Origin of the sequence: Sediminibacillus terrae (genome assembly GCF_009602435.1) — a bacterium.
GTDB classification, from domain to species: domain Bacteria; phylum Bacillota; class Bacilli; order Bacillales; family Amphibacillaceae; genus Sediminibacillus; species Sediminibacillus terrae.
The window spans coordinates 387,497-409,576 of sequence record NZ_VZDQ01000023.1; the positions used below are offsets into that span (position 1 = coordinate 387,497).

Here is a 22,080-nt window from a genome sequence, read left to right on the forward strand (position 1 = left end):
TAAAAAATATGGAGGCTCATATGACAACACCAAAAATAATTGCTGAAATCGGATGTAACCATAAAGGCGAGATGGAAATAGCTAAAGAAATGATAAAAATGGCTGCTATTTTTTGCAAGGCCGAGGTTGTTAAGTTTCAAAAGCGCAACCCAAAAGAATCTTTGACAAGTGATCAGTATTTTGCCCCTCATCCTAACCCTGTAAATTCATACGGCGAAACTTATGGGGAGCATAGGGAGTATTTGGAGTTTACAGTTGAACAACATGCTGAACTCAAAAAATACTGTGAAGAATTTGGCTTGAGTTATAGTACATCTGTTTGGGATATGACTTCTGCAAAAGAAATAGCATCCCTGGAGCCTTCCTTAATAAAGATTCCTTCTGCACTTAATAATTATGAGGAAATGTTGGAATGGCTATGCGATAATTACAAAGGTGAAATTCATGTTTCTACGGGAATGACTACAAAAGAGGAAATTGATAAGTTGGTGGCTCTATTTGTAAGAAAAAACCGGAATAAAGACGTCGTTTTATATAATTGTACTTCTGGATATCCTGTTCCATTTCAAGACATATGTTTAAAAGAAATTAGCAGATTAAAAGAAAAGTATGGAGAAGTGGTAAAAGAAATTGGATTTTCTGGTCACCATTTGGGAATTGCAGTAGATATTGCTGCATATACCTTGGGGGCAACCTGGGTGGAAAGACATTTTACACTTGATCGGACATGGAAAGGCACTGATCATTCCGCTTCTCTTGAACCAGATGGTTTACGGAGATTAGTTAGAGATTTAAAGGCAGTAGAGGAATCACTGAAGTACAAAGAAAAAGATGTGTTAGACATAGAACAAGTTCAAAGAGATAAACTGAAGTATAAAGGAAGTATGGTAGTGCAATGACTCAAAATAATGTAGCTTTCATACCAGTACGTGGAGGAAGTAAATCTATACCTTTAAAGAACATTAAATTGATGAATAACTATCCACTAATTTACTGGACAATGTCTGCGGCCGTAAAAAGCAAATATATTGATCAAGTATATATAAGTACAGATAGTGAAATAATCGCAAACAAAGTGGATGAACTTAAAAACTTGTTTGATGATAAAGCTGCAGCCAAAATCGTTTGTATAACAAGAAGTGCTGAAACAGCGACGGACGAGGCAAGTACTGAATCTGCATTGATGGAATTTGCAGAAAAATATACTTTCAAGCATGTTTTTTTGATCCAGGCTACTAGTCCATTGCTCACATTTAGAGATTTGGACTGCGGCTACGAAAAATTCTTAAAAGGAAAATATGACAGTCTTTTATCAGTAGTTAGGCAGAAAAGATTTATTTGGGAAGAAAGGGATGGCAGTGTAATCCCTGTTAATTATCAACCTGAAGGTAGGCCAAGAAGGCAAGAATTCAGTGGGTATTTAGTAGAAAATGGTGCTTTTTACGTAACAAGTAAACCGGCGCTCCTTGAATCTGGGGTCAGAATTTCAGGTAATATAGGCCACTATGAAATGAGTGAAGATAGTTACTTTGAAATAGATGAGCCTCAAGATTGGAATATTGTAGAACAACTACTAAAACGCTCCGGCAAAAATGAACTTGAAGAAAAAGTGAAGAATATAAAATTGGTGGCAATGGATTCGGACGGTGTACTGACGGATGCAGGAATGTACTATACCGAACAGGGTGATGAAATTAAGAAATTCAATACGAAAGATGGTATGGGAGTTTCTTTGCTACATGCCAAAGGTATAAAGACAGCTATAATTACTGGAGAGAACTCCAAAGCTGTAAAACGACGTGGAGAAAAATTAGGAATTGAGCAAGTTTACTTGGGTGTTAAGAATAAAGTCAAAGTTATTGATGAATTAGCCGCCTTTTATAACTTAACCTATCAGGAAATAGCTTATATTGGTGATGACATTAATGATTTGGAAGTATTAAGAAAAGTAGGCTTAAGTTTTTCAGTCGAAGATGCGTTGAGTTTAATTAAAAATGAAGTTGACTATGTCACTGCTGCCAAGGGCGGACAAGGAGCTGTCAGGGAGGTAACAGAATTTTTCCTTTCTGTTTTAGATAATAAAAAATAATAAATTGAGATATCTTATTATAGCTAAATGTGAAGGTATAGGTCCATCAAAACGAAGAGTTTTGATGGATTTTTGGCAGAGTTTAAATATACAAAAACAGGGCGGTGATCAAAGTGACGACAGAAGATCTAATGAGCGGTTTGTTTCAAAATATACACCAAACCCAGGAATCACTAACACAACAACAGGTTTTACCTAATTTTCAAGGCGGTTATGACATACGTGAATCTGATGGCAGTGTGGCTGTTTCCATCAATCCTAGTGTAGATGGTTCATCAACCATCATTGGAGATTCAGGAATGGCAGAAGGACATATTCGTGAAGGAGTTGGCGGTGAAACGATTTATGACTTTGGAGCCGGGGAAACGGTGACTGCACGAGAAACGATTACCGGTGGAGAAGTATTTCAAAATGATTTTGGGCAAACAATCGGATACAGTGAACCTTCTTTCATGGGGGAAATGGATTATGAATTTAACAATGGTGCATCTTTTACCGTCACGGATAATCCAATTGGAGAAGGGCTAACCATTGATTCCCATGTAAGTCCGTCACTTCCCGAATTTGAAAGCTTTGCTGATCCAGGGATATCTAGCTTTGAAGGCTTTCATGAAATCGGAACGGTAATGGATACGCTCGACTTTGGTGCAACAGCTGTTGAGGGCACCGGTATTTTCGATATGATTTCGGAGTTGCTGTAAAGATGGGGGCGGAAGCGGAACAATTATTCGACCAGCCTTTCTTTCAAATAAAGACGGCTCGGCAACGAATGAACGAACATTTAAACAAAGATGTGGTAGATGAAATTAATGCATTTGTCGATAGTGAAACCAATGACATGCTTGATCTAGTCTATAAAAAAATAACTCCACGGTATAAACAGTTGAATCGTGAAGTCTACCAGCACCTAGAAAAGGTAGAGTCGAAACAGGACTATGAGCAATGCATCCAACGCTTTTTTGAGTTGACGGACGTTCGGCAAGTAAGTCATGACATCGAGCAGGCGTTGAAGTTTCCTAAATTAAAAAAACGCTACTATCATGCTTTACAAAATTTCTCCAAACAGGAAAATGGAAATCTTATTAAGGCTTATAAATTTGACTCCGACGTTTTCGATTATTTAACCCAGGGGCTTTACATAGAATTGGAAGAAGTGAAAGAGAGCCTTGGAGAGTATGCTCAACGAGTGAAGGAATATATTGAGCTCTTAGCATCTATCCGACATGCTGCCGGTGGGAAAACGTTCTTTAAAATAGTCGCTTCATTTGCAGGTGGAGCGTTGGGAGGTCCATTTGGATCTTTAGCGGCACGCGGTTTATTGAGTGCTTTTAATAATGATGATGAAAGAATACAGTCTTCCATGGTAGCAGTGGAAGAAGCTTGGGATTATTATACGAAAACGCTGGAGCGTTACCTGGACAACCTGAAGATGCACTATCAACATATTCTCCTTTCACTTTATGGGGGGCTGTTTATCAGTGTACAACAGGAACTTGCCAAAAGGTGGCTGACAATTCAGGAGTTGAACCTGCTGCATGATACATACACCCTGGCAGTCCACCCTGATAAACAACCAGATGTCCAAAAGTGGACACTAAAAAACGTCCGGACTGTTGCTTCCCATATTAAAAAAAAAGAGTTAAATCGAGCTAAAGCAATCGCAAATGAGTTTTACCATTATATTAATCAACAGCCTGCTCTTTCACGTCAAGCGATCAATGGGAGTAAAGATGTGCTTTACTATGCCCAGCTTGTAAATGGGAGCACGTTGCTGAGTCAAGCAAATAGGTTAGAGGATAAACATGCCTATATTCAATTCTCGGAAGAATTATTCCAACAGTCCCCTTTCCTGGTGGACGATGAGGATTTACTGAAAATGAATTTATCCCTTCAGCTTGATTTGTTGCTAGATTATGTGATGGCATGTGTGAAGGTTGATAAACAGCTTGATTTTGAATCCTTGTTAACCTATTTTGAGCGGACAATTGAGACATTGGGGAATCGACATGGGGAAGAAGCATGGATATTTGAGCAAGACTCAGACTTACTGAATTTGACGATCATTATTAGTGATTTTGCCAAGGACTTTGGTATCAAGCATCATAAATTTCAATAAGGAAATAGAGCAGCCAACGGGCAAAAGGGAGACGACAGTTTTACAAATTACTACAGATGGTGCGAATATTCGTGCCAGTGCCAGTCTGGATTCCGATATCGTCGCCGTTGCTACTCCCGATACGGACCTAACGTATGAAGGTGTTTCTAATATGGATGAATCGCAAATCGAATGGTACCAAGTGAAAACACTAGATGGAACAACGGGCTGGATCAGCAGTAAGATTGTGCAGGAAAAATAAACAAAGGAAAACCCGGTATTTCTTGTAAAAAATACCGGGTTCAAATTTATAAGAAGAAAGTCTCACAACCTTCTTATTTCCTCTAGTCATTCGACAGCTTTTTTGATACTCTTTAAAGTGGGGTAACGGTGTAAGCGCTTGTGTCCGTTAACAGCGCATACATAGCCAGTCAACTAGAACAGATAAGGGGTTAAGGTATGAGGAGATTAGTGATACTGGGCGGCGGCTACGGAGGGGTTAAAATTCTGAATAAACTTTTGGATGGTGGATTACCTGGAGATGTCCATATTACGTTGATCGACAGGAATCCTTACCATTCGTTGAAAACAGAATTTTATGCAATAGCTGCCGGGACAAAAGCAGACAGGGAAGTAAGAATGGAGTTTCCGAAGCACGGGCAGGTTGATTATGTGTATGGAGAGATTGAAAAAATCGACGTGGACGATAAGCAGATTCTTGTCCAAGGGTTGACGGATGCTGTCCCATACCATTACTTGGTGATCGGGTTGGGCTGTGAAGACAATTACCACGGCATTGAAGGAGCAGCGGAGTTTACCGAGAGCGTGCAAACCATTTCACGGGCCAGACATGGAAGTGTCGCAGTCGGCGACTTAAAAGCATATGGTAAGGTTGCCATCGTGGGTGCCGGTTTAAGCGGTATTGAGGTAGCATCCGAAATCAGGGAAAGCCGGCCGGACTTGAACGTAAGGTTGCTCGATCGTGGGGAAACGGTGTTGAGTGCGTTCAACTCGAAAATTCAAAATTACGTGGAAGAATGGTTTGCCAAAAATGACGTCGAAGTCATTCACAAGGCAAATGTCGAATATGTCGAAAAAGACGGTGTATGCAACAATGGGGTTTGCTTTGTGAATGATGTTACAATTTGGACTGCAGGTGTACAGCCAAATTATTTGGTCCGGGAGCTTCCATTCTCGAAGGACCGACAGAATAAGATAGTGCTAAATGATTATTATCAGGTTCCTTCTCATCCGACGGTATATGTTGTGGGGGACTGTGCTTCTTCTGTGCATTCGCCCAGTGCACAGCTGGCTGGACAACAGGGGGAACAAATAGCGGATGTACTGCTTGCATTGTTAAACGACAATGCGCCGGAACAGCCGAAAGAAATCAAGTTAAAAGGAGCTTTAGGCTCATTGGGCAAATCGGACGGTTTTGGAAATATGCTGCAGCAGCCGGTGACAGGATTGTTGCCTCGCCTGGCCAAATCGGGTGTGCTGTGGCTGAACAAACGACACTAGCATTCAGTATTGGTGAACGGATAGGAGATGTCCTATCCGTTTTATTATATATTTTTCGGATGAACCTTTACTTTTTAAATGTCTTGCCGATATAAAAAGAAACTACATAGAATAGGAGTGGCTTTTGTCATGAACGTTGGGAAGATTTTATCTGGATCCCAACTCCTGCAAAAGACTGAACAACTTGAGTTTTCTACAACTGCAAGAGAAAGGTCCATTAATGAACCTGTTAGTGAACAAACTGATTTTGAAGTAATTAATGGTGCGTATAAAGAAGAAAATGAAAAAAATCAAGTCCAAAACACTATCGACGCACTGAATGAATTTTTAGAGCCGACTCATACTGGTCTCAAGTTTGAATTGCATGACAAGCTTGAAAAGTATTATGTAACAGTGATAGACACGGATACAAAGGAAGTAATCAAGGAAATACCACCGAAAAAGCTTCTTGATGTCTATGCAGCAATGGCTGAATTCATGGGATTTATTGTCGATGAAAAGATTTAAAGGCTGGTGAAAAAATGGTAAACAATGTAAATAGTATGCGAATTGGCGGTTTGGCTTCCGGGATGGACATCGATCAACTAGTCAATGATTTAATGGAAGCTGAGCGTATCCCGCTGCAAAAGATGGAGCAAGACAAAACGTGGACAACTTGGCAGCGCGATGCTTACAGGGATGTAAACAAAAGTTTATCTGAATTAGATGATCTGGTTCAGAAAATGAAATATCAAAAAGTCTATAGTACCAGACAGGCTTCCTCGTCACAAGAAAATGCAGTATCAGCCACGGCAGCTGCCTCAGCTTCAAATGGAACCTATAACATTGAAGTGACTCAGTTGGCAGAGGCTGCAGTGAATGTCAGTACCCAAGGGATTTCTGGAGGAACTGAAAAGATAAATCCGTTCGGCAAACTATCTGAGCAGAATTTTACCGGCGGTGTTACAGTACCTAGTACGATGAAATTCACCACATATGAAAATGGAGAAGGAACAGAATACGAAATTGACATTACAGAAAACGATACATTAAATAGTGTGTTGACGAAGATTACAAACCAAGATAACGGAGTACGTGCTTTTTATGACGTACAAGCGGATAAAGTCGTAATGGAGCGAACAGAAGCAGGTGTACATAATGAAGGAGGCCCGGAAATCGATTTCAGCGCAGACACCTCCGGGTTTTTTACAGGCACCTTGCAGCTTGGTCAGGAGAAGGCTGCGCAAGATGCAGAATTCATATACAATGGCGCTATTACGTTGAAGTCCAAAACAAACTCAACGACTCTAAACGGCGTGACATTTAACTTCAATGACATAACAAATGGTTCCGCCAATATAACCGTCAGTAATGACGTGGATGCTTCTGTAGAAAAAATCATGGAATTTGTCGATAAGTACAATGAAGTGATTGAAAAGGTGAACGGAAGTTTGAGCGAAGAAAGATATCGTGATTATAAACCATTAACAGATGCCCAAAAAGAAGAAATGTCAGACAAGGAAATTGAGTTATGGGAAGAGAAAGCGAAAAGCGGATTGTTAAAAGGTGACTCGATACTTTCCTCGGGGATTTTCAGTATGCGGCAGGACTGGTATTCGGAAATCAACAATGAAAGTGAGTTCTCTCATTTATCTGAAATAGGGATTGAAACTTCTCCGAATTACTTAGACGGGGGAAAATTGATCGTAACCGAGAAGAAATTGCGTGAAGCACTTCAAAAAGATCCTGATTCAGTATACAAGCTCTTCTCAAACGATGTGGAAGGTGAGGGACGGGGGATTGTCAACCGTCTTGATGATTCCATCAATTCTACAGTAAATAGAATAGAAGAAAGAGCTGGTAAAGGATATCAAACACTTGAACAATATACGATGGGGAAACGCCTTAAGGATATGGATAGCAGGATCGATCAATTTCAAGATCGATTGACCCAAATCGAAGACCGATACTGGAGCCAATTTACTGCGATGGAGAAAGCAATTCAAAGAATGAATGAACAATCTTCTTATTTGATGCAACAATTTAATGGATAATATGTTATGGGGAGTGTTTTACACAAATGTCAATGCAACAGCAATACCAGGCGTATAAAAATAATTCCGTGACAACCGCTTCGCCAGGGGAATTGACGCTGATGCTATATAACGGATGCCTCAAGTTCACAAAACAGGCAGTCAAGGATATTGAAGCAGGAAACCATGAACTAAAAAACATCAATATACAAAAGGCTCAAAAAATCATTCAGGAATTAATGGTCACTCTTGATCAAAAAGCCGAAATTTCCAAGGAAATCCTGCCTATTTATGATTATATAAATCGTCGGCTTATGGAAGCGAACATAAATAACGATAAGGAAATCCTGGAAGAAGTTATGGGCTTGGTGGAAGAGTTCCGTGATACTTGGAAGGAAGTCATCAAACTAAATAGACAAAAACAATATGGCCGGGGAGCCCAAGCATGAAGAACCGGATCCAGCCTCTTTATGATATTACCCTGGAACTAAGCGAGAAGTTAAAGGGAGAAATTCCTGCAGACCAGCGTGAAGAGACCATTTCAGAGATTAATAGAGTGCTCGAACACAGAGACACTTTGATAGAAGGAATTGCATCACCTTATTCCGAGGAAGAAATGGAAACAGGGCGCGCTTTACTGCCGATAAACCGGGAAGTTCATGACAGCCTGAAACAGTTACTGATGAGGTTGCGAACAGAAATGAAAACAGTCAAAAAGCAAAAAAACTCTAACCATAAATATACTAATCCTTATAAACAATTAGCGAATTATGATGGTATGTTTTTAGATCAAAAGAAGTGAAAAAGAGGCGTTCGACGCCTTTTTTTTATTGGATAAATCCTGTGAAGCGGGATTGGATTAGGAGTAGAGAATGTCTTTTTACTTAATCTTTCGACACAAATTCGACAAATGATTTCTTCGTTTAGGCAGGAATTGGACAGGGTATTGTGGAATAATAAATACATAAGGTTAAAAAGGAGGCACTGACATGAAATTCAACATTCGTGGTGAGAATCTAGAGGTGACTGAATCCATAAGCAGTTACGTGGAGAAGAAGATCAGTAAGCTAGAACGGTATTTTGAAAAACCGCCAACATCCGATGTATATGTTAATCTAGGTGTCTATAATGATGAGCAGGTAATCGAAGTAACCATCCCGATGACCAATCTGCTGTTGCGGGCAGAGGAACGACACAGCGATTTATATGCTGCCATCGACCTTGTAGTGGATAAATTAGAACGGCAAATCCGTAAATATAAAACAAAAGTCAATCGAAAATCCCGGCAAAACGGCGCTCCTAAACATGTTTTCGCAGAACTCGAACAGGAGGCGTTGGAAAGCCAATTGAATCAGGAAGAAATGGAAGAAGATGCGGGCGTTGAAATCGTCCGTACCAAGCGTTTCAATTTGAAACCGATGGATTCAGAGGAAGCAGTCCTGCAAATGGATATGCTGGGCCACGCTTTCTATGTATTCACCAACTCGATTACAGGTGATACGAATGTCGTCTATCGCCGGCGGGACGGCCGTTACGGTTTAATCGAACCGAATGAGGCTTAATTGCTTCCTTAATCAAAATGATAATTGACAAGTATGAAGTCAGAATAAATTCCATGTTCTATTTTTGTAAAGAAACGGTCCAGCAGATATTGATCGCTGGACCGTTGTTTTGTTTTAGTCATGTGAGAACCGCCCTTGTCAGTGTCCGATCTAACCTTTCCCTTCTTTTGTGAATTTACTTTCTAAAGCAGCATCGCTGCACGCCTTGTATTTCATATCCCTTTTTTAAAAATATTTTCTTTTCGCCAAACTTATAGTTTGCGAGTTATATTACCATTTAAATTCAGAAAATCCTCCTGGCAAACGTATCGTTTCAGGGGGATTTTCTTTGGGTTTTAAGTAAATGGCGATTTTCCGGGAAATAAATCGTATGGTATAACATACTTAACACGGAAACAGGCTGGATAAAAATGGCGGCGCTTACCCTCTCCGGCCTGTTCCGTCCATTTATTCCATACCTCAAGGGAGGGAGCGCATATGGCAGTCGGCCATTGCAAACAATGTGAATACCAAAAAAGTATCCTGAAGCAACACGAAGATACGATCACCCAGCTGCTGGAAATCATCGCTGTGACCAACAGGAAGCTGGCAGAATTAGAAGCGAAGCATATCAAGTTCGAGAAAGTTTACTTCTTTCAACAGCATGATCCCCGTTTCACCGTGCCTCCCAAAGCCTCGCACGTCACCTCTATGCTCCCTCGCCTGCATAAGTAGCCCGCTCCTCCGGGCTGCTTATTTTATCTATCTGGAAAAGCCTGACTCCATTCCCCGGCGCTTTCTTGTCATCGCCCCCCGCTAGTGTTATTATTGATTTTGGACTAACCTATTTCTTACAGATTTAAAATATAGGAGAAAGAAAGCCTGTTTTATGAGCTTTCCTAAATAAAGAGGAGCGTTTTACATGCGTGGATTACTGAAGAAAGTTTTCGGGGATGGTAACCAACGTCAAGTGAACCGTCTGCAAAAAACCGCAGATGAAATAGAAGCGCTGGAACCTGAATACGAGCGATTGACAGATGAAGAGTTACGAAATAAAACAGAAGCATTTAAAGAGCGTTATCAAAATGGAGAAGACTTGGACAGTATGTTGCCGGAAGCATATGCAGTTGTCAGAGAAGGCGCCAAGCGCGTGTTGAATATGCGTCCATTCCCTGTCCAGTTACTGGGTGCGATAGCCCTGCATGAAGGAAATATTGCGGAGATGAAGACAGGGGAGGGTAAAACCCTTGCTTCAACCATGCCCGCCTACCTGAATGCTTTGACTGGAAAAGGTGTCCATATCGTCACGGTCAACGATTATTTGGCTGAACGTGATGCCAACCAGATGGGCGAACTGTTTCAATTTTTAGGACTCACGGTCGGCATCAACAGCAACGGGTTGAGCAAAGACGAAAAACGTGCCGCCTATGCTGCGGACATCACCTATGGAACCAACAATGAATATGGTTTCGATTATTTGCGTGACAATATGGTGCTCTACAAAGAACAGATGGTGCAACGACCGTTGCATTTTGCCATCATTGATGAAGTAGACTCGATTTTGATCGACGAAGCGAGAACGCCTTTGATCATTTCCGGCTCGGCTCAAAAATCGGCGAGTCTTTACCAGCAGGCGAATGCTTATGTGCGTACACTTCGCAATGAAGAAGATTACACATATGATGAAAAAACAAAAGGGGTTCAACTGACCGAAGAAGGGATCAACAAAGCGGAACGCTTTTTCGGAATAGAGAACTTGTTTGATTTGAACAATGTAACCTTGACACACCATATCAACCAGGCCTTGAAGGCCCATGTTTCGATGCACCGTGATACCGACTATGTGGTGGAAGAAGGGGAAGTCGTCATTGTCGATCAGTTTACAGGCCGCTTGATGAAAGGCCGGCGTTATAGTGATGGGTTGCATCAGGCGATTGAGGCAAAAGAAGGCTTGCAGATTCAAAACGAAAGCATGACCTTGGCATCGATTACTTTCCAGAACTTTTTCCGGATGTATGAAAAACTTTCCGGGATGACCGGTACGGCAAAAACAGAGGAAGAGGAATTCCGCAATATTTACAACATGGATGTTATGGTGATTCCGACCAACAAGCCGATCATTCGTGATGACAAAGCGGATCTCATCTACCAGTCGATGGAAGGGAAATTCCGGGCAGTGGTCGAGGAAATCAAAGAACGGCATGAAGCTGGACAGCCGGTACTTGTCGGTACGGTTGCCGTCGAAACGTCCGAGTTGATTTCCAAGCTATTGAAAAAAGCGGGTGTCCCACATAATGTGTTGAATGCGAAAAACCATTATCGTGAAGCAGAAATCATTGAGGATGCCGGACAAAAGGGTGCTGTTACGATTGCCACCAACATGGCCGGACGCGGTACCGATATTAAACTAGGAGAGGGCGTCAAAGAACTGGGCGGTCTAGCCGTTATTGGCACAGAGCGACATGAATCCCGCCGGATTGATAACCAGCTGCGTGGTCGTTCCGGTCGTCAAGGAGACCCGGGTGTAACGCAATTTTATCTTTCCATGGAAGATGAATTGATGCGCCGTTTCGGTTCTGACAACATGAAAGCGATGATGGAGCGTTTCGGCATGGATGATACCCAGCCGATTGAGAGTAAAATGGTTTCCAGGGCCGTCGAATCTGCTCAAAAACGAGTCGAAGGCAACAACTTCGATGCTCGTAAAACGATTCTTTCCTATGACGATGTACTACGTCAGCAAAGGGAAATCATCTACAAACAGCGTTTCGAAGTGATTGATTCCGATGATCTCCGCGAAATCATCGAGCGGATGATGCAGTCTACGATCGAGAGGACCGTTCAATCCTATACTTCTGATGAAGAGGAAGAAAACTGGGACTTGAACGCGTTGGTCGAATATCTGCATGCCAACCTGCTGGAACGAGAGGACATTACAGTCGATGATTTGACCGGAAAAGATCCGGAGGAAATGATCGATGTAATCTTCGAAAAAGCGAAGCAGCGCTACGACAAGAAAGAAGAAGAATTGACACCTGAACAAATGCGCGAATTCGAAAAGGTCATCCTGCTCCGTTCGGTAGATACAAAATGGATGGACCATATCGACCAAATGGATCAGTTACGTCAGGGGATCCACCTGCGTGCATATGGTCAAAATGATCCACTCCGTGAGTATCAAATGGAAGGCTTTGCGATGTTTGAACAAATGATCGCTGCCATCGAAGAAGAGGTTTCCAAGTATGTCATGAAGGCACAAATCAGGGAAAACCTCCAGCGGGAAGAAGTAGTCAAGAATACGCAGGCTGTTTCCGGCGGCCAAGAAGAGAAGAAGAAAACGAAAAAGCCGTATGTCAAAACGGACACAGTAGGCAGAAATGACCCTTGTCCATGCGGCAGCGGGAAAAAATATAAAAACTGTCACGGGCGCTAATGCTCAAGCAGAGGAAAGGAAGACACTTCTTTAGCAGGAAGTGTTTTCCGTTGTCCGGAACGGGAAAACGTTGATAAACAATCATTTGAGGTGACGACAAAATGGAATTAGTGGAAATAAGGCAAGAGTTGGACAAAATGGCTAAGCGATTAGCGGACTTCAGGGGGTCTCTTTGACTTAGAACAAAAGAGGGCCCGTATCGCTGAATTGGAAGAAGAAATGACTGCACCGGACTTCTGGGATGACCAGCAGGAAGCACAAAAGGTCATCAACGAAGTGAACGGTTTGAAGGAACTTGTTGAAAACTTCGATAAACATGAAGAAGCCCATGAAAACTTGGAAGTATCCTATGAACTTGTCAAAGAGGAAAATGATGAGGATCTTCGTGAGGAATTAGAGTCGGAGGTCAACAAATTGACGGAAGCACTCAACAATTACGAGTTGTTCATTTTGTTGTCGGAGCCGTATGACAAAAACAATGCAATCCTGGAACTGCACCCAGGTGCAGGCGGTACAGAATCCCAGGACTGGGCCAGCATGCTGCTGCGGATGTACACACGCTGGGCGGAAAGAAAGAATTTCAAGGTGGAAACGATGGATTATCTGCCTGGTGAAGAGGCAGGAGTGAAAAGTGTAACCCTTTTGATTAAAGGGCATAATGCATATGGTTACTTGAAAGCGGAAAAGGGCGTACATCGTCTGGTCCGGATATCGCCGTTCGACTCTTCGGGAAGAAGGCATACATCCTTTGTTTCCTGTGAAGTGATGCCAGAGCTGGATGACAGTATCGATGTAGACGTGCAAACGGAAGATTTGAAAATCGACACTTACCGTTCCAGCGGTGCCGGCGGACAGCACGTTAACACCACGGATTCCGCGGTCCGGATCACTCACATCCCGACGAACACCGTTGTTACTTGTCAATCGGAACGTTCCCAGATTAAGAACAGGGAACAAGCGATGAAGATGTTGAAAGCGAAACTGTATCAATTGGAAATCGAAAAACAGCAGCAAGAGTTGAATGAAATCCGTGGAGAACAGAAGGAAATAGGCTGGGGAAGCCAAATTCGTTCGTATGTATTCCATCCTTATTCCATGGTCAAGGATCACCGCACCAATCATGAAATCGGAAATACGCAAGGCGTCATGGACGGAGACATCGATCCGTTCATCGATGCTTACTTACGTTCTCAAATGTAAGGATTAGAAAGACTGGAAGTGCCAAGTTGCATTTACCAGTCTTTTTTTCGATCATGGAGATTGATGAGGATTGGAGAATGAGTGAGAAGCATCTGAATGCCTCAGTGGAAATCAAGCAGCGCATTACGTTGATCATTTTGAAGGAGAAGCAGAAATACTTGTGTGTTGCTGGTGACCGGTGACCGGGGCACGGCGCTTTTCATATTTAACGGAAGACAGTCGGGCCCTCATCAATCCTCTTTCCTACGTTTACCAGGCTGGCAGTTAGGCTATTATTTGTATAGGTAAGAAAAGAAGAGGAAGTGACGTTATGCATGAATTGACGAAACGCAAGTGGTTTGTCCCGGCTGTGGGAATTATTTTGTTGTTATTGATTATTTATTTATTGGATTTGGTGAGTTTTGTGTTCACCCCGCTTGTCATTATCTTTACAACGCTGGCGGCTCCGCTCATTGTTGCCGGTGTTTTATACTATTTGATGAGGCCGTTTGTCCACTTTGGAAGTAAATATATGCCGGATTCTCTGGCGATTTTGCTGGTTTATTTATTGGCCGCCGGAGTACTGACAGGACTCGTCTTTCTGATCGGTCCGCCTTTACAGCAGCAATTTTCCAGACTTGTGGAAAATATCCCTCAGATAGTCGATAGTGTGCAAGGCTGGATTGCAGATGTACAAAGCAATGGCTGGGTTCAGCGGTTTCAGGAGAATGGCAATGTTTCCACTGATCAACTGGTCAGCAAGGCCGGAGATTACCTTAGCAGTTCGCTGGAGTCGATAGGCTCCAATATTGTGTCGGTAATCACCACGATAACGAATATTGTGGTATTACTTGTTACCGTTCCATTTATTCTGTTTTACATGCTGCGCGAAGGCGGCAAGCTGCCAAACAGGCTCTTGCGCTTCACTCCCAACAAATATGAGAGCGAGGGAAGAAAAGTACTGAAGGATTTGGATCATGCATTAAGCTCCTATATTCAAGGGCAGCTGATAGTCAGCCTTTGTGTTGGTACACTGCTTACGATAGGTTACTTCATTCTCGGATTGGAATTTTCCCTGGTGCTGGGGGTCGTTGCAACAGTGACAAACGTCGTCCCATTTATCGGACCGTTTATCGGGACAGCACCTGCTGTGATCGTCGGCTTTACGGAGTCGCCTGTAAAAGCATTGCTTGTCCTGCTGGTGATCGTCATCGTTCAGCAAATCGACAGCAACTTTATCTCTCCTCAAGTAATGGGAAAAAAGCTGGACATCCATCCGTTGACAGTCATCTTAATATTGCTTGTAGCAGCCAATTTCGGAGGCATCATCGGTTTGATTTTGGCAGTTCCCGCTTATGCAGTAGGGAAATCGATCGTCGTCAACATGTACCGATTCATCCTTATCCACCGCAAAGCAAAATCTGAAGAACAAGTATGAATGGGGACGCCCCCTGCCGATTTAGCTTGGTAAAGCGTTGTCGCGCTAATGAGCTAACGTGGTGGGGGACTGTCCCCAAAGTCTTGTTACCGGCTTGCGGTCATGATATACTCCTTAAGGTTGGGTGGGGAAGGTTGTCCTTCTCTGCTATTTGATGAACGGGGTGTTATGATGATTGCGAAATATAGGCGGAATCCCATGCCGAAATGGCTGGTTCATGTAATTGAATATTCGGTGGTGATTATCGGAGCGTTTTTTGTGGCGCTCGCTTTTAACGTTTTCCTTTTGCCTCATGATGTGGCATCAGGTGGAGTGGCGGGCATCAGTACGATAACAAAAGCATTGTTTGGCTGGGAACCTTCAGTAGTCCAGTGGGCGCTGAATATCCCGTTGTTTATTTCCGGGGTAATAATTCTTGGTAAAAATTTCGGCCTGAAGTCATTGGTCGGTACAATCGTACTGCCGTTTTTCGTGTTTTTAACGAGAGATCTGCCGCCCGCAACACCGGATCCTTTGCTCGGATCTATATTTGGCGGGATGGGAGTCGGTCTCGGACTTGGTATAGTTTTCCGTGGCAAAGCATCTACTGGCGGAATCGATCTTGCCGCACAAATTCTCCATAAATTCACGCATCTCCCGCTCGGTGTCTGCGTGCCGATTTTTGATGGGATGATTGTGTTGACGGCTACCTTCGTTTTCTCTGTAGAAGAAGGGCTTTATGCATTGATCGGTTTGTTCGTTACCAGCAGGACGATTGATTTTGTCCAGGTTGGTTTGAATACGTCCAAAAATGTACTGATTATTACGGACCATACGGAAGATATCCGGCGGGCTTTGCTCCAAGATGTCGACAGAGGAGTCACCGTTTTAAATGGAACCGGCGGATATACAGAACAAGAACGACGGATCGTCATGTGCGTGGTTGCGCAAAACGAATTCACGAAATTGACACAACTCGTAAAAAGGATTGATCCTCATGCGTTTGTCGTGGCCATGAATGCCACCGAAGTGCTTGGCGAGGGTTTTAAAACCCACTAGTTTGCTTATAATAGTAGATGACAACGTAGTAAATGGGGGAATAAATCTTGAAAAGAATTTTGTTTCTCTTTCTGCTCGCGGCAGCCTTCGTCATGAACGGATGTGGCGCGGGTGATCAAGCAGAGGAAGGTGGACAATCTCCGTCGGAAGATAAGCAAACGGAAGAAAACTCAGGTGACTCAGCAGGAACCGTCGATACTGCGGCAGCGGAAGAAGAGTACAAGAAAAGCTGTCAGTCGTGTCACGGTGCTGACTTGAGTGGAAACATCGGACCGGACCTCCGGGAAATAGGCAGCAAATATTCTCAAGAAGAAATACTGGAGATCATTGAAAAAGGCAAAGGTGGCATGCCGCCCGGACAAGCGACAGGAAAGGATGCAGAATTAATTTCCGCCTGGCTTGCTGAAAAAAAGTAAATTAACCGGTGACAGAAAAAAGATGTCCTCAAGCAGAGGGCATCTTTTTTTGTGGCTGGGTTCAACCTCTTGTTGACGAAAAAAAACTCCGGGTCATGGAAGCACTTTTGTCTTTTGGTTAAACAAAACAAGAAAGATGCCGATAAAAGGGAGGAAGTTGAATTTTTCTGGCAATCTTCATAGTCTATTCTTATAAACTGTCATTATTCCTGGCGGTTTACTATGTTATTGGCGTAATTTGTTGTGATATTGCTAACTTTGAAATATAAATGTAATAATTTTAGGGCTAAAAAAATCAATAAGAGATGTTATAATGTAAAAGAATTGCTGATTCGACAATATAATCAGCGTTGGCTAGCTAGAAAATTCAACAAGATATAACATATTGAGATAAAGGTGATAAATTTATGATAGATATGCAGGGAGTTTACAAGACTTACCCGAACGGCGTCACTGCCCTGAATGGTATTGATGTCCGCATTGAACAAGGTGAGTTTGTATATGTTGTCGGTCCGAGCGGCGCGGGAAAGTCTACATTCATCAAAATGATCTTCAGAGAAGAAAAACCAACAAAAGGGACTGTCATCGTGAATGACTACAAGCTTCATGATTTGAAGTGGAAAAAGGTTCCCTACTTAAGAAGAAACATTGGCGTAGTTTACCAGGATTTCAAATTACTCCCCAAAATGACAATCTTCGAAAATGTGGCTTTCGCACTGGAAGTAATCGAAGAAGGCCCGAAAGTGATTCGTAAGCGAGTAATGGAAGTGTTAGACCAAGTGGGTTTAAAAAACAAAGCTCGCTTCATCCCCGACGAACTATCCGGGGGAGAACAACAACGGGTGGCTATCGCCAGGGCGATTGTCAATCATCCTCAATTAGTTATCGCTGATGAACCGACCGGAAACCTGGATCCGGAAACATCATGGGAAATCATGAAAATCCTTGAAGAAATAAATGCATCAGGAACTACTATTCTAATGGCCACTCACAGCAAAGAGATTGTGAACACTATCAAGAAACGCGTAATTGCTATCGAAGACGGCATAGTGGTACGTGACGAACATCGGGGTGAATACGGCTATGAAATTTAATACATTCAGAAGACACCTTAGTGAAGGCGCCAAAAACATCCGCCGGAACGGCTGGATGACCGTAGCTTCAGTGGGGGCTGTGACCACCACTTTGATCCTGGTCGGAGCATTTCTGGCATTGATGCTTAACTTGAACCAGGTTGCCGGCAATATCGAAGAAGATGTCGAAATCAAGGCACTGGTCGAAGTTACTGCAGATGAAGCGCAAGTAGATGAGATCCGCCAAAAAATCGATGATATTCCGGAAGTTGCTAGTGTAGATTATTCCTCAAAAGAGGAAGAATTAAACGGCTTAATTGAAAGTATGGGAGAACAAGGGGAAACCTGGGAGATGTTTGAACAGGACAACCCATTGAATGACGCATTTGTCATTAAAACGGATGATCCACTAGATACATTTGATGTAGCGTCGGAAATCGAAGGATTTGAAAATATCCAGGAAGTCAATTATGGAGAAGATGTTGTCCAGAATTTATTCCGTTTCAATAAATATGCAAGAAACATAGGATTAGCTTTGATCATCGGTTTGGTATTCACAGCAATCTTCCTTATCTCCAATACCATTAAAATCACCATTATGGCCCGCAGTAAGGAAATTGGCATCATGAAGCTCGTGGGAGCAACGAATGCATTTATCCGCTGGCCGTTTTTTATCGAAGGTTTGCTGCTCGGCATACTAGGAAGTGTGATTCCGATAGCAGTGATTATCTCAGGTTATTACTACCTTGACGCAAATGTAAGCCAATTGATAACATTTGATTTTGTCTCATTGATGCCTTTCAACCCGTTTGCCTGGCAGCTTTCCCTGATTATACTGGGAATCGGCGCCGTCATCGGAGTTTGGGGCAGTGTCATGAGCGTACGGAAGTTCTTGAAGGTGTAGGCAGAGGATTTAGTCAACAATGAATAGACCAATCGCTAAATAGTGTTAACAGGGGGAACTATGAAAATGAATAAGAAAAAACCGGCTTATTTATTCATGATAACTGCATTATCATTAAGCACTGTGTTACCGGGTGTCAGCCAGGTGAAGGCAGATGAACTTGGCAATGTAAAAGATGAAATCAATTCATTGAAAGAAAAACAAGATGATGTCAACAGCGAAAAAAGCGAAGTGAGCGGCAAAAAGTCCAATACAGAAGAAAAGATTGAAGAAAACAAAGAGAATCAGAACCAAGTAACAAATGAAATAGAGAAAATCGATCAGGAACTGTCCGATGCTCAAGATAAAATCGCGAGTAAGGAAGCAGAAATTAATACCACCAATCAGGAAATCGAGCAAACGACTGCTGAAATCGAAAAGACAAAGCAGGAGATTGAACAGCTGAAAGCAGATATCGAGGACTTGAAAGAACGGATTGCCAAGCGTGAGGATTTGTTGAAAAATCGTTTGCGCGCTATTCAAAAAAACGGTGGAGACATCAGCTATTTGGAAGTGTTGATGGGAGCCCAAAATTTCGGGGACTTCATCAATCGGGCAACTGCTGTAAATAAAATCATGGATCAGGATAAAGACATCATGGAAACCCATCGGGCAGAAAAGGCCGAATTGGAAGAGAAACAGGAAGAAGTAGTTTCCAAGAAAGAGCAGTTGGAAACCAAACAAGCCGAGCTTGAAGACAAGAAAAGCAGTTTGCAGCAGCAAAAACAGGAGCTTGAATCGCTGAAAGCCGACTTGAACCAAAAAATGGAGCAAAAGGAATCTTATATGTCCGAGTTGGAAAACGAACAGCAAGAACTCGAAGAATATAAGATGTCCTTAGAGGAAGAACAACAGTTGCTTGCAAGCCAGCAAAGCGCTATTCAAAAAGCAATTCAACAGGCGCAGTCTGAGCAGCAAAAACTGGAACAGATGGCAGCGGAGAAAAAACGTAAAGAAGAAGAAGCACGCAAAAAATCGGAAGCGTCCAATTCAAGCGGAAGCAGCAGTAGCAGCAAAGCTTCTTCCTCCCAACAATCGAGCGGTAATGGTGATTTCATCATACCGGCCAAAGGGAGACATACTTCTGGCTTAGGGCAGCGCTGGGGAACTTTCCATGCCGGAATCGATATTGCAAACGGAATCGGCACAACTGTCAAAGCAGCAGCAAATGGTGTAGTCATCCGGGCGTATCGTTCATCAAGTTACGGTAACTGTGTGTTTATCAGCCATTATATCAATGGACAAGTTTACACAACTGTATATGCTCATTTAAACAGTTACAACGTTTCAACCGGCCAATCTGTAACCCAGGGGCAACCAATCGGTCAAATGGGTAATACCGGTGATTCGACCGGCCCGCATTTGCATTTCGAACTGCACAAGGGTTCTTGGAATCTTTCGAAAAGTAACGCCGTAAATCCTTATAGTTACTTCTAAGTTTTCTACAGGCATGTTTGGGACAAGTCCCGCATATAACTGAATTAAGAAAAGGCATCGCACAGTCACGGTGTGATGCCTTTTTCTTACATCTTCATCCTTTTTGTCCAAAATTTCTCGACCAGCGATTGTTTCGTGTTAAAGTAGTAAGGAGAGACTTTGGCAGAAATAGAATCAAATCCATTGGAGTGAATACCATGAATCTCAAAAAACGCTACATAGCGGCGATTATGGCGGCTGCCCTCCTGCTTGGCGGTGTCGGGGCTTACTTTGGTGTCCAGCTTGCCCAGTCACAGGATTCCACTGCACAACAAGGCGGAGATGGTGGAACGTTCGCCGATTTAAGCGAAGAACAGCAGCAGGAGTTGATCGGGAACTCGCAAGGCAGCGAGGAACTCGCAAAAGTAAACAAGGCATTTAACCTGATCAAGGATAGCTATCTGGAAGATGTAGATGACAGCAAGCTGATCGAGGGTGCGATTCAGGGAATGATGGACAGCCTGGAAGATCCGTACAGTGTGTATATGGATCAGGAAACAGTCGAGGAGTTCAATCATTCGATTGAGTCATCTTTCGAAGGAATCGGGGCCGAAGTCAGCATGGTGGAAGGCAAGGTCACCGTCATCGCTCCAATCAAAGATTCGCCGGCAGAAGAAGCAGGATTAAAGCCGAATGACCAAATCTTGAAAGTCGATGGGGAAAGCGTAGAAGGGTTGGATCTTTATGATGCGGTTTCCAAAATCAGAGGAGAACAGGGTTCGAAAGTTTCCTTGGAAATCAATCGCCCAGGTGTTTCCGATCCTTTGAACATTGAACTGACAAGAGACGATATTCCATTGGAAACTGTTTATTCCGACACGAAAGAAGTAAATGGAAAAACAGCAGGAATCATTGAAATTACTTCCTTCTCAGAAGGGACCGCGAAACGATTCGATGAAGAGCTCGCTAAGTTGGAAGACAAGGGTATCGACGGATTGGTTATCGATGTCCGTGGAAATCCGGGGGGCTTGTTCACAGCTGTAGAGGATATCTTGAAAAACTTCATCCCGAAAGATACACCTTATGTGCAAATAGAAGACCGCAATGGAGAAAAGTCCCGTTACTTCTCAGAGATTGATGAAAAGAAAGGTTATCCAATTAATGTCCTGATTGACGAGGGAAGTGCTTCCGCTTCGGAAATACTGGCAGGTGCGATGCAAGAAGCTGGCGATGCCGAACTAGTCGGTACAACCAGTTTTGGTAAAGGAACAGTTCAGCAGGCGATTCCGATGGGGGACGGCAGTACAATCAAAATGACATTGTTCAAATGGCTGACTCCGGAAGGGAACTGGATACACGAAAAAGGGATAGAACCTACCATTGAAGTCAAACAGCCAGATTACTTTTATACGAATCCGCTGCAAGTCGAGGAACCCCTCCAATTGAATCAAAACAATGATCAAGTGAAGAATGCTCAAATCATGTTGAGCGGACTCGGTTACGAGCCTGGAAACAAGGACGGGCTTTACGACCAGGAAACGGCAAATGCGGTCCAAAGCTATCAATCCGACAACAGTCTTGAAAGCACAGGGAAAATCGACGAACAGACAGCAAACAAACTACAGGCAGATATCATAGAAAAAATCAGAGAAGGCAGTAACGATAAACAAAAGGAAGAAGCTTTGCAAACACTGTTTCAATAGATAGATTTCACCCGTGGGCGATATCACCTACGGGTGTTTTTTTGGATAAGCACCCGCTGGGGTCAGTCCCCTGCCGGTTTAGATTGGTAAAGCGCTAATAAGGTGGGGGACTGACCCCAGCATAAGAAACTTTCTTATAGATCTGTTTCTGGATTGATAGTTTATAGGAGATGTTTCTTAATA

21 protein-coding genes are annotated in these 22,080 nt (G+C 42.9%); all 21 read left to right on the top strand.

Annotated elements, in window-relative coordinates; all coding sequences use genetic code 11:
* The first annotated feature begins 20 nt into the window (after positions 1 to 20).
* The gene (locus F6X55_RS10880; RefSeq protein ID WP_153463203.1) at positions 21 to 899 is read left to right on the top strand and encodes an N-acetylneuraminate synthase family protein; all 879 of its coding nucleotides are present in this window, start codon (positions 21 to 23) and stop codon (positions 897 to 899) included.
* Positions 896 to 2,089: an acylneuraminate cytidylyltransferase gene (locus F6X55_RS10885; protein ID WP_153463205.1), complete on the top strand. Its 1,194-nt coding sequence runs from the start codon at positions 896 to 898 to the stop codon at positions 2,087 to 2,089. The genes F6X55_RS10880 and F6X55_RS10885 overlap by 4 nt, the downstream gene beginning before the upstream one ends.
* 113 nt (positions 2,090 to 2,202) lie before the next feature.
* Positions 2,203 to 2,790: a hypothetical protein gene (locus F6X55_RS10890; protein WP_026772263.1), complete on the top strand. Its 588-nt coding sequence runs from the start codon at positions 2,203 to 2,205 to the stop codon at positions 2,788 to 2,790.
* Between the two features lie 2 nt (positions 2,791 to 2,792).
* The gene (locus tag F6X55_RS10895; RefSeq protein WP_153463207.1) at positions 2,793 to 4,205 is read left to right on the top strand and encodes a hypothetical protein; all 1,413 of its coding nucleotides are present in this window, start codon (positions 2,793 to 2,795) and stop codon (positions 4,203 to 4,205) included.
* Positions 4,159 to 4,446 carry an SH3 domain-containing protein gene (locus F6X55_RS10900; protein WP_153463209.1) on the top strand — a complete coding sequence of 96 codons (288 nt, stop codon included), beginning with the start codon at positions 4,159 to 4,161 and terminating at the stop codon, positions 4,444 to 4,446. The genes F6X55_RS10895 and F6X55_RS10900 overlap by 47 nt, the downstream gene beginning before the upstream one ends.
* 197 nt (positions 4,447 to 4,643) lie before the next feature.
* Positions 4,644 to 5,705, top strand: a complete 1,062-nt coding sequence (locus F6X55_RS10905) for an NAD(P)/FAD-dependent oxidoreductase (protein ID WP_153463211.1) — start codon at positions 4,644 to 4,646, stop codon at positions 5,703 to 5,705.
* A 129-nt stretch (positions 5,706 to 5,834) separates the two neighbouring features.
* Positions 5,835 to 6,212, top strand: a complete 378-nt coding sequence (gene flaG / locus F6X55_RS10910; RefSeq protein WP_026570966.1) for a flagellar protein FlaG — start codon at positions 5,835 to 5,837, stop codon at positions 6,210 to 6,212.
* 14 nt (positions 6,213 to 6,226) lie between these two features.
* On the top strand, positions 6,227 to 7,738 hold the full coding sequence (locus F6X55_RS10915; RefSeq protein ID WP_035427025.1) for a flagellar hook-associated protein 2: 1,512 nt from the start codon (positions 6,227 to 6,229) through the stop codon (positions 7,736 to 7,738).
* Positions 7,739 to 7,764: 26 nt separating this feature from the next.
* Complete coding sequence (fliS, locus tag F6X55_RS10920) at positions 7,765 to 8,166, top strand: flagellar export chaperone FliS (RefSeq protein ID WP_026570964.1); 402 nt, start codon at positions 7,765 to 7,767, stop codon at positions 8,164 to 8,166.
* Entirely contained in the window at positions 8,163 to 8,519 is a 357-nt protein-coding gene (fliT, locus tag F6X55_RS10925) for a flagellar protein FliT (RefSeq protein WP_035427022.1), read from the top strand. Before fliS ends, fliT begins: the two co-directional genes overlap by 4 nt.
* Positions 8,520 to 8,706: 187 nt before the next feature.
* Positions 8,707 to 9,279 carry a ribosome hibernation-promoting factor, HPF/YfiA family gene (hpf, locus tag F6X55_RS10930; RefSeq protein ID WP_153463213.1) on the top strand — a complete coding sequence of 191 codons (573 nt, stop codon included), beginning with the start codon at positions 8,707 to 8,709 and terminating at the stop codon, positions 9,277 to 9,279.
* Positions 9,280 to 9,756: 477 nt separating this feature from the next.
* A complete protein-coding gene (locus F6X55_RS10935; protein ID WP_153463215.1) occupies positions 9,757 to 9,993 on the top strand; it encodes a hypothetical protein in 237 nt (78 codons plus the stop codon).
* Between the two features lie 187 nt (positions 9,994 to 10,180).
* Entirely contained in the window at positions 10,181 to 12,691 is a 2,511-nt protein-coding gene (secA, locus tag F6X55_RS10940) for a preprotein translocase subunit SecA (RefSeq protein ID WP_153463217.1), read from the top strand.
* Positions 12,692 to 12,792: 101 nt separating this feature from the next.
* Positions 12,793 to 13,891, top strand: a protein-coding gene (prfB, locus tag F6X55_RS10945) for a peptide chain release factor 2 (protein ID WP_235162508.1) whose coding sequence is annotated in 2 segments (ribosomal slippage) — positions 12,793 to 12,855 and positions 12,857 to 13,891 — 1,098 coding nt in all. Because the reading frame shifts where the segments join, the coding sequence is not laid out codon by codon here.
* 310 nt (positions 13,892 to 14,201) lie between these two features.
* Positions 14,202 to 15,308, top strand: coding sequence for an AI-2E family transporter (locus tag F6X55_RS10950; RefSeq protein WP_035427020.1), 1,107 nt, complete (start codon positions 14,202 to 14,204; stop codon positions 15,306 to 15,308).
* Between the two features lie 198 nt (positions 15,309 to 15,506).
* Complete coding sequence (locus F6X55_RS10955) at positions 15,507 to 16,346, top strand: YitT family protein (RefSeq protein ID WP_419866467.1); 840 nt, start codon at positions 15,507 to 15,509, stop codon at positions 16,344 to 16,346.
* Positions 16,347 to 16,393: 47 nt separating this feature from the next.
* Complete coding sequence (locus F6X55_RS10960) at positions 16,394 to 16,762, top strand: c-type cytochrome (protein ID WP_237648642.1); 369 nt, start codon at positions 16,394 to 16,396, stop codon at positions 16,760 to 16,762.
* Between the two features lie 407 nt (positions 16,763 to 17,169).
* Positions 17,170 to 17,856, top strand: a complete 687-nt coding sequence (ftsE, locus tag F6X55_RS10965; protein WP_026570955.1) for a cell division ATP-binding protein FtsE — start codon at positions 17,170 to 17,172, stop codon at positions 17,854 to 17,856.
* Positions 17,846 to 18,739, top strand: a complete 894-nt coding sequence (ftsX, locus tag F6X55_RS10970; protein WP_026570954.1) for a permease-like cell division protein FtsX — start codon at positions 17,846 to 17,848, stop codon at positions 18,737 to 18,739. The genes ftsE and ftsX overlap by 11 nt, the downstream gene beginning before the upstream one ends.
* Positions 18,740 to 18,805: 66 nt before the next feature.
* The gene (locus F6X55_RS10975) at positions 18,806 to 20,215 is read left to right on the top strand and encodes a murein hydrolase activator EnvC family protein (RefSeq protein WP_026570953.1); all 1,410 of its coding nucleotides are present in this window, start codon (positions 18,806 to 18,808) and stop codon (positions 20,213 to 20,215) included.
* Between the two features lie 197 nt (positions 20,216 to 20,412).
* A complete protein-coding gene (locus F6X55_RS10980) occupies positions 20,413 to 21,897 on the top strand; it encodes a S41 family peptidase (RefSeq protein ID WP_026570952.1) in 1,485 nt (494 codons plus the stop codon).
* Positions 21,898 to 22,080: the final 183 nt, after the last annotated feature.